This is a genomic window from Thermomonas sp. (assembly GCF_047606765.1).
Taxonomy (GTDB): Bacteria; Pseudomonadota; Gammaproteobacteria; order Xanthomonadales; family Xanthomonadaceae; genus Thermomonas.
Map to the genome: position 1 here is coordinate 1 of NZ_JASGED010000056.1, position 9,283 is coordinate 9,283.

Sequence of the window (9,283 nt, forward strand, 5' to 3'; positions counted from 1 at the left end):
CGCCCGGCGTCTTGCAGTCCGCCGTCAACTCGTTCAGGGTCGTCTTGCTCAGTTCCATGTCGCTGCTCCTGCCGGTATCGCCGGCTGCGGGTCAAAGGGCAGTTACACAGTTCAATTTACAGACTCTGTCTTGACGTTGTAAGAGCCGAATTTTCCGCTCCAAGCGCTTTGGATCGCATTCGTGATCTGTGTGATCTGGGCCTGCGTCGCACCTTGGAAATTGATCGGAATACCCCGCTGCACTTTTGGCCAATGACAGTGACACCTATCTCCGCCATTGCAGATGCGGGTGACGTCGCTCCCCATGCCAATAGAGTGGCTGCGCTGACAGTGAACAAGGGCAGCATCCTGCGTGGCAATACACCTTTTTTGCCCCGGTGCTTCTGCGCCGATGCAATCGAACGACAATATTCATCAGCGCCTATGCTCTTCATAGCCCCTCCACTCTGGTAACCCGCATCCAGCGGCAACGCCCTCAAGGTGGCAATTCTCAATGATTTCTGAAATCGTTTGCAACCGATTTTTGATGCGAATCGCAACCGTCGAGCACACGAAAAGGGCGACCAGATGGTCGCCCTTAAGGAAGGTCTGAACAAGCCGTCATTCCGGCGAAAGCCGGAATCCAGCTCTTTGGTAAGTCATTGAAAAAGCTGGATCCCGGCTTTCGCCGGGATGACGTTTCGGGAGTTGTTCAGAGCTTCCTTAGTGCGACACCGCAGATTTTCCGCGATGGAACCTGCGCGCGATCCAGTCACCGATATCGTGCAGCACCGTGTAAGCCGCCGGGATCACGATCAGGCTGAGTGCGGTGGAGGTAATCAGGCCACCGATCACCGCCCACGCCATCGGCGCGCGGAAGGACGAATCGCCGGAGAAACCCAGCGCCAGCGGCAGCATGCCGGCGCCCATGGCAATCGTGGTCATGATGACCGGGCGTGCGCGCTTGTGGCAGGCATCGACCAGCGCGTCGTGCTGGTTCATGCCGTGCTGGTCTTCGGCCATCACCGCGTAGTCCACCAGCAGGATCGAGTTCTTGGTGGCGATGCCGATCAGCATCAGCAAGCCGATCAGCGCCGGCAGCGACAGCATGTTGCGGGTGACCAGCAGCGCACCGAAGGCACCGGCGGCGCACAGCGGAATTGCACTGAGGATGGTCAGCGGTTGCACCGGGTGGCGGAACAGCAGCAGCAACACCATGTAGATGCAGGTGATGCCGGCGACCATCGCCATCAAGAAGCCGGTGAACAGTTCGATGAAGATTTCCGCATCGCCGGTATTGATGAAAGACACGCCGGCGGGCACCGCCTGCACCGCAGGCAGTTTCTCCACTTCGGCCATCACTTCGCCGAGTGGGCGACCGTTGAGTTCAGCAGTGAGGGTGACGTTGCGCTGGCGCTGGTAGCGGCTGATGACCGATGGCCCGCTGCCCGGCGTGATCTGTGCGACCGCGTCCAGCGGTACCGATGCGGCCTTGCCACGCACACGCAACTGGCCCAGCAGCGCAGGGTCTTCCAGCGCGTCGCGTGCAAAGCCAACGCGGATCGGAATCTGCCGGTCGGGCAGGTTCAACTTCGCCATGCGGAAGGTGTAGTCGCCTGCGGTGGCGATGCGCGCGGCCTCGGCGATGCTGGCGGTGGCGACGCCAAGATCGGCAGCGCGCGCGGGATCGGGCCGAATCTGCAATTCCGGCCGCAGCAGCGATGCGGACGAGGACACGCTGCCCAGCCCCTTGATGCCGCGCACGCCGCGTTCCACCGCGGCGGCGGCGGCATTGAGCTTGTCGGGGTCGTCGCCGGCCAGCACCAGCATCATCTGCTCGCCCGGCTCGTTGCTCATGAAGCTGATCCGCGCACCCGGCAGGTCGGCCATGCGCTGGCGTACTTGCTCTTCAAGCGTGCGCTGGTCGCGACTGCGCGAGGCAGCCTTGCCCCAGTCCAGCGTCAGCACCGCCTTGCGCGCATCGGCGGGGCCGGTCTTGCCGGGGTCGCCCAGGTCGGGCACGGAACCAATCTGGGTGAACACTTGCTTGAGTTCGGGAATGTCGTGCAGCCGTGCGCGTGCGGCTTCGGCCAGCCGCTGCGTGTCCTCGATGCGCGCGCCCGGCGCAAGCTCCAGCGACAGCATGCTGCGGCCCTGGTCGCTGGTGGGGATGAAGGTGGTCGGGATGAACGGGATCATCGCCAGCGACAGCAGGAACATCGCGGTGGCGATGCCCAGCGTCTTCCAGCGGTTGCGCAGCGCGGTATCCACCCAGCCCAGGTAGCGCGTCATCAGCTTTGAATCGGTTTCCGGTTCGCTGTGTGGGCGCAGCAGGTTGGCCGCCATCATCGGCGTGAGCAGGCGCGCGACCAGCAGCGAGAACATCACCGCCGTGGCCGCTGTCCAGCCGAACTCGCGGAAGAACTTGCCGGCAATGCCGGGCATGAACGCCACCGGCACGAACACCGCCGCCAATGTCACCGAGGTGGCGATGACCGCAGTGCCGATTTCCTCGGCGGCATCGCCCGCCGCGTCCAGCGGCTTCTTGCCCATGCCCAGGTGACGGACGATGTTCTCGATTTCGACGATGGCATCGTCCACCAGAATCCCGACCACCACGCTCAGGGCCAGCAGCGTAATCATGTTGAGGCTGAAGCCCAGCCAGTGGATCACCGCGAAGGTCGGGATGATCGACAGCGGCAGCGCGATCGCGCTGACCCAGGTGGCGCGCCAGTCGCGCAGGAACCAGAACACCACGGCCAGTGCCAGCAGCGCGCCTTCCAGCAGCATCGTCATCGAGCTGTTGTAGGAGCGTTCGGTTTCCTCGCTCATGTCGGTGATGAGGCTGAAGCTCACGCCGGGGTGCAGTTTCTGCAAGGCATCCAGCGCGGCCTTGGTGCCATCGCGCACTTTCAGCTCATCCGCGCCGCGCGCGCGCGCAAGGGTGAAGCCGACCACCGGCTTGCCGTCCAGCAATGCGACCTGGCTGGGATCGGCGGCGGCATCGGTGATGGTGGCAATCGCCGACAACCGTACCGCGCGCCCGTCCGGCAGTGCCACCATGTAATCGCGCAGCTGCTGCGCATCGGCCACGGTGCCGATGGTGCGCACGGTCTGTTGTGCGCCGGCCAGTTCGGCCTTGCCGCCGGGCCGTTCCACTTGCGTCAATGCCAGTTGCTGGCTGACTTCACCGGCGGTGATGCCATAGGCCTGCAAGGCCTGCGGGTCCAGATCGACGCGCACCTGCCGTTCGATGCCGCCGATGCGCCCCACCGAGGCCACGCCTTCCACGCCGTACAGGCTACGGCTGACATGGCGATCCACGAACCACGACAGTTCATCCGGCGTCATTGCAGGCGCGGACACGGCATAAGTCAGCAGCGTGCCGCCGATTTCCACCTTGGAGACGATGGGTTCCTGGATGTCCTGCGGCAAGTTGGTACGGATGCGGGTGACCGCGTCCTTGGTGTCGTTCAGCGCCGTCATCAAGTCGGCTTCCAGCTCGAACTCGATGGCGGTGGTGCTGGTGCCTTCGACCACGACCGAAGTAACGCGCTTGACGTTGTTGAGGGTGGCGACCGAATCCTCCACCTTGCGGGTGACTTCGGTTTCAAGCTGCGATGGCGATGCGCCCGGCTGCATCACCGTCACGATGGTCATCGGGAAGGCGATGTCCGGGAAGCGCGCCACCGGCAGCTTGTGGAAGCCCCACAGCCCGGCCACGCACAGCACGAAGAACAGCATGATCGCGGGGATCGGATTGCGGATGCCCCAGGTCGAAAGACTGCCGCCGCCACTCATGGGGCGGTCGCCTTGGTGCCTGCTTCGATCACGCGCACGGCATCGCCATCGGCAAGGAAGCCTGCGCCATCCGTCACAACGCGCGCGCCGGTTTCAATGCCTTGCAGGATTTCGATGCGGCCATCGGACTGGCTGCCGGTCTGCACGCGCTGCTGGTGCGCCACGGATTTTTCATCGACGGTGAACACGGTCGGGAAGCCATCGCGCAACACCACCGCTGCCGCAGGCACGGTCAGCGCGTTCGCCATGCCCACATCGATGCGACCCTGCAAATACGTGCCGGGCTGCAAGCCCTGCGGATCGGGCAGGTCGGCATACACGGTGCCGGTGCGGGTGCTGGCATCCACGCCGGGACTGACCGCGCGCACCTTGCCTTCAACCGCCTTGCCGTCGCGTGTTTTGAGTTCGATGCGGTCGCCAGGTTTGACTTGCGCAAGTTCGGCTTCGGCCAGATCGGCGCGCCATTCCAGCCGCCCGTCGCGGATCAGGCCCAGCAGCTGGGTACCGGCGGCCACCACCTGCCCCGGCTGCACCAGCCGCTTGCTGATGATGCCGGCCTGCGGCGCACGCAGTTCGGCGTAGCTGCGGCGCAGCGCGGCGGCATCGCGCGCGGCGCGTGCGGTGGCAACGCGCGCCTCGGCCTGGGTGCGGCCTGCGCGCAGTTCGTCCAGTTGCGTCGCGCTGATGAACTTGTCGCGCACCAGCGGTTCCGCGCGCGTCAGTTGCGAACGCGCCAGCGCGGCGCCGGCTTCGGCTTCGCGCAATGCGGCGTTGGCCTGTGCAAGATCGCTGTCCAGACTGCGGTGGTCGATCTCCAGCAGCAGCTCGCCCTTGCGCACGTGCTGGCCCACATCGACATGCAGCGCGGTGACGCGCAGGCCGCTGAGTTCCACCCCAAGCTGCATGTCTTCCCATGCTGATACCGGCCCGGACACCAGGATGCTGCGCGCGAAGTCATGCGCCTGTGCCGGGGCCACGCTGACAGCCTGTGCGGCCTGCACGGGCTTGGCGGCTTCGTCCTCCTGCTTGCCGCAGGCGGTGGTGGCGAGGATCAGGCCAAGCGCGAGGCTCAGGCCAAGGGGGCGGGCGATGCGACGCATGCGCGTGAGTCCGAAGAGGAGGGTTTGCCGCGCAGTTTAGCCGATATTTGAACCCATCAGTTCATTAAGTGTATGCGGCAGTTTCCGGCAGGCGGAAGAAGGCTTCGGCGGTTGCGGTGCTGGCTGCCGCCGTGCTGGCCGTGTCCTCGCCACGGTCACGCGCCAGCTCTTCGACAATATGGGGCAGAAAAGCCGGTTCGTTGCGGCGATCCTTCGGCATCGGCTTGAGCGTGCGCGGCAGCAGGTAAGGCGCGTCGGTTTCCACCATCAGCCGGTTGGCGGGGATGTTTTTCACGATTTCGCGCAGGTGCTGGCCGCGACGCTCGTCGCACAGCCAGCCGGTGATGCCGATGTGCCAGTCGTAGTCGAGGTAATCGAACAGTTCCTCGCGGGTGCCGGTGAAGCAATGCACGACGGCGGGGCCGAGCTGGCCGTCAAAGTTCTTCATCATCGCCATGAAATCGGCGTGGGCATCGCGCTGGTGCAGGAACAGCGGCTTGCCGGTATCGACGGCGATCTGCAATTGCCGCTCGAACGCGCGCCGCTGCGCCGGGCGTGGCGAGAAATCGCGGAAGTAGTCCAGCCCGCATTCGCCCACTGCCACGACTTCCGCATGCGCGTGCAGTGCGCGCATTTGCGCATCGCATTCGTCGGTGTATTCCACCGCGTGGTGCGGATGCACGCCGGCAGTGGCGAACAGCACGCCGGGGTGCGCCTGCGCCAGTGCCAGTGCCTTCGGCGAATGTTCACGTGATGCACCGGTGACGATCATCCGGGCCACGCCGGCATCGCGCGCGCGCTGCATTACCGCAACGCGGTCATGGTCAAAGCTGTCGTGGGTGAGGTTGGCACCGATGTCGATGAGTTGCATGGCGTGATTTTAACGGGGATCTCTCCTCCCCCTGCGGAGGCAGGGGGAGGTCGGGAGGGGGTTGGCTCTTGTTCGGTAGCGCAGCGAAGAGCACCCCACCCCAGCCCTCCCCTGCCTTCGCAGGGGAGGGGGCAAACGCCGCGCTCCTACAATGCGCGCATGCCAGCTTCTGACCAATATTTCCCCATCACCCCGCTGCTGCCGGACATCACCGCTTCGCTCGCCGAACATCCGCGTCTGGTGCTGGAAGCGCCGCCCGGTGCCGGCAAGACCACGCAGGTGCCATTGGCATTGCGGGATGCGAAGTGGCTGGCTGGCAGGAAGATCGTGATGCTGGAACCGCGCCGGGTTGCCGCGCGTGCCGCCGCCGGCTTCATGGCGAAACAGCTTGGCGAGGCGGTGGGCGAAACCGTCGGCTATCGCATCCGCTTTGAAAACAAGGTCAGCGCGAAGACCCGCATCGAGGTCGTCACCGAGGGCATCCTCACCCGCATGCTGCAGGACGATCCACTGCTGGAAGGCGTGGGCGCGCTGCTGTTCGACGAGTTCCACGAGCGCCATCTGGCAGGCGATCTTGGCCTGGCATTGGCGCTGGACGTGCAGGCCGGCTTGCGCGATGACCCCGGATCAAGTCCGGGGCAGGCTCTGCGCATCGTGGTGATGTCGGCAACGCTGGATGGCGAACGGCTCGCCACTTTCCTTGATGCGCCACGCCTGTCCAGCGCGGGTCGCAGTTTCCCCGTCGAAGTCGCGCATTTCCCCGCGCGCCGTGACGAAGCGCTGGAACATCAAACCCGCCGCGCCATCGAACACGCGCTGGCGGCGCATCCGGGCGATGTGCTGGTGTTCCTGCCGGGGCAAAGCGAGATCGGGCGGGTGGAGGCGCTCTTAAGCCCCTCTCCCTCCGGGAGAGGGGTTGGGGAGAGGGTTCGGGGTGGCGATGATTCCACCGAACCCTCATCCGGCGCTGCGCGCCACCTTCTCCCAGAGGGAGAAGGAAACAGCAGGGTCGAGGTGCTGGCCCTGCACGGCGAACTGCCCATCGAACAGCAAACCCGCGTGCTGCAACCTGCGCCCGATGGTCGCCGCCGCGTGGTGCTGGCGACCAATGTCGCCGAATCCTCGGTGACGCTGCCCGGCGTGCGCGTGGTGATCGACAGCGGGCTGGCGCGTGAGCCGCGCTTCGATCCCAACAGCGGGTTCTCGCGGCTGGATGTGGTCGCGATTTCGCAGGCCTCCGCCGACCAGCGCGCGGGCCGCGCGGGCCGCGTGGCAGAGGGCTTTGCGTATCGGCTGTGGCCGGCATCGCAGCGGCTGGAACCACAGCGCCGCCCGGAAATCGCGCAGGTGGAACTGGCGGCGCTGGCATTGGAACTCGCCGCTTGGGGCAGCGATGCGCTGCGCTTCGTCGATCCGCCGCCAGCCGGTGCGCTTGCAGCCGGGCGCGACTTGCTGCGTCGGCTGGATGCACTGGATGCGAAGCACGCGATCACCGCGCGTGGCCGGAAGATGCTGGCGCTCGGCGCGCATCCGCGCCTTGCCGCGATGTTGCTGTGCAGCGCCGATCCGCAGCGCATCGCGCTGGCTTGCGATTTCGCGGCATTGGTCGAGGCGCGTGATCCGTTGCGAAGCCGCAGCGATGGTTTCGCGCAGCGCTGGCAGGCACTGGCCGCGTTCCGCACGGGCCGCGTGGGTGCGGATGCCAGCCGATCTGCACTGGCAGCCATTGATGCGGCATCGAAACAATGGCGTCGCCGCCTGCGCTGCGATGCTGCGCCGCCCACCGACGCACCGGCGCATGCCATCGGCGACCTGCTGGCGCACGCCTTCCCGGATCGCATCGCGAAACAGCATCCGCAGGATGCAAAACGCTATGCACTGGCCAATGGCCGCATGCTGCGGCTGTTCGATGACAGCACGCTGTATGGCGAACCGTGGCTGGTTGCAAGCGAGCTGCGTTACGAGGCGAAGGATGCGTTGCTGCTGCGTGGTGCGCCGGTGGATGAAGTCGCACTTCGTCGCGAGTTCGCCGTGCATTTTTCGGAAAGCGACGAAGTGCGCTGGGATGCCGGCACGCGCGCATTGGTGAGCGAGCGCATCGCCCGTTTCGACGGCATCGTGCTGGCATCGAAATCGGCGGGCCGTGTGGATCCGGCCCTGGCCGCGCAGGCATTGACTGATGCGGTGTGCGAACTTGGTCTGTCTGCCCTGCCGTGGAGCGAGGCGTTGTCACAATGGCGCGTGCGCGTGCAGTGCCTGCGCGCGTGGATGCCGGAGCTTGAGCTGCCCGATCTGTCCGATGCCGCGCTGCTCGCATCGCTTGATGGTTGGTTGAAACCCGCCTTCACCGGCAAGACGCGATTGGATGCACTGGCGGCGGACGAACTTGGCGAAGCATTGAAATCCGGCATCGACTGGAACCTGCGCCAGCGCATCGACTCGCTTGCGCCAACACGGATCGAGGTGCCTTCTGGCATGCAGCGTGGCATCGAATACGCGCTGGATGACCATGGCGAACCGGCATCACCGGTGCTTGCGGTCAAGCTGCAGGAATTGTTCGGACTGGCGGAAACCCCGCGCATCGCAGATAACCGCGTGTCGCTCACCCTGCATCTGCTCTCGCCCGCCGGGCGACCCTTGCAGGTCACGCAGGATCTGCGCGGTTTCTGGGAACGCACGTATCCGGAAGTGAAGAAGGAAATGAAAGGCCGCTACCCGAAACATCCGTGGCCGGATGATCCGTGGAATGCGGTGGCGACGCACCGGGCGAAGCCGAGGGGGTGAAGCCGGCTGTTCGCGCGGCATTGCCGCGCAGCCGGCTGAACGCACAGCCATGGATGGCTGGGCAGGGGTGTCCGGGAACGAGTGTGCTGCGCCATGGATGGCATCCGTGATGCTGCGTGAATCCAGTTGAGCTGCACTCACGCGCCGTAAACACCGCGTTTCCCAGACTTCGACTCACTCCTCTCACCTAGCGAGGCAACGCAGATGGGCAAGTTCGACAAGACGCAGGATCGCGCGATGGAACTGATCGGCGAGATCGGTGACGGCCTCCGCAAGCACGTCCCGGACAAGGCCATGGAATGGGTGCAGACCGGTGCAGCGCTGGGTGCGATGCGTACCGGTGGCAAGGTCGCCACGCAGTTCGTCAAACGCAATCCGGTACTGGCCGGTGTTGCGGTCGTGGGCGTGGGCCTGCTGTGGTACGCGGCGCGCCAGCGCAACAAGCGACTGGCGGCGGGCGAACCGATCGAAGGCAGTGCAACGCGGGTTGATCCCGTTGTCGGCAAGCGCACGCGTCGCCGCCGTAGCGCCGGGGCTGTGGTCGAAGGCTGATCGACTAAGGAAGGTCTGGACAAGCCGTCATTCCGGCGAAAGCCGGCTGCTTCTGACAAACGAATGTTTGTCCAATCCAGCTCTTTGGTAAGTCACTGAAAAAAGCTGGATCCCGGCTTTCGCCGGGATGACGTTTCGGGAGTTGTACAGAGCTTCCCTAATTCGCTGGGATGACGTTTCGGGAGTTGTACAGAGC

The 9,283-nt window shown here is 65.1% G+C and carries 5 protein-coding genes; 2 read left to right on the forward strand and 3 right to left on the reverse strand.

From position 1 onward, the window contains the following. Positions 1–702: 702 nt before the first annotated feature. The 3 genes from QM612_RS05060 to QM612_RS05070 all read right to left on the reverse strand — a co-directional run bounded on the left by QM612_RS05060 (position 703) and on the right by QM612_RS05070 (position 5,751). A complete protein-coding gene (locus QM612_RS05060; RefSeq protein ID WP_415252807.1) occupies positions 703–3,780 on the reverse strand; it encodes an efflux RND transporter permease subunit in 3,078 nt (1,025 codons plus the stop codon). Next, positions 3,777–4,880 (reverse strand): efflux RND transporter periplasmic adaptor subunit, encoded by a 1,104-nt coding sequence (locus tag QM612_RS05065; RefSeq protein WP_415252808.1) that lies wholly within the window; start codon positions 4,878–4,880, stop codon positions 3,777–3,779. Before QM612_RS05065 ends, QM612_RS05060 begins: the two co-directional genes overlap by 4 nt. Before the next feature lie 64 nt (positions 4,881–4,944). Then, positions 4,945–5,751, reverse strand: a complete 807-nt coding sequence (locus QM612_RS05070; protein WP_415252809.1) for a TatD family hydrolase — start codon at positions 5,749–5,751, stop codon at positions 4,945–4,947. Between the two features lie 159 nt (positions 5,752–5,910). On the opposite strand from QM612_RS05070, the gene hrpB reads away from it, so the two are divergent. After that, positions 5,911–8,535, forward strand: coding sequence for an ATP-dependent helicase HrpB (gene hrpB, locus QM612_RS05075; RefSeq protein ID WP_415252810.1), 2,625 nt, complete (start codon positions 5,911–5,913; stop codon positions 8,533–8,535). A 204-nt stretch (positions 8,536–8,739) separates the two neighbouring features. Next, positions 8,740–9,087, forward strand: coding sequence for a hypothetical protein (locus QM612_RS05080; protein ID WP_415252811.1), 348 nt, complete (start codon positions 8,740–8,742; stop codon positions 9,085–9,087). The last annotated feature ends 196 nt before the right edge of the window (positions 9,088–9,283 follow it).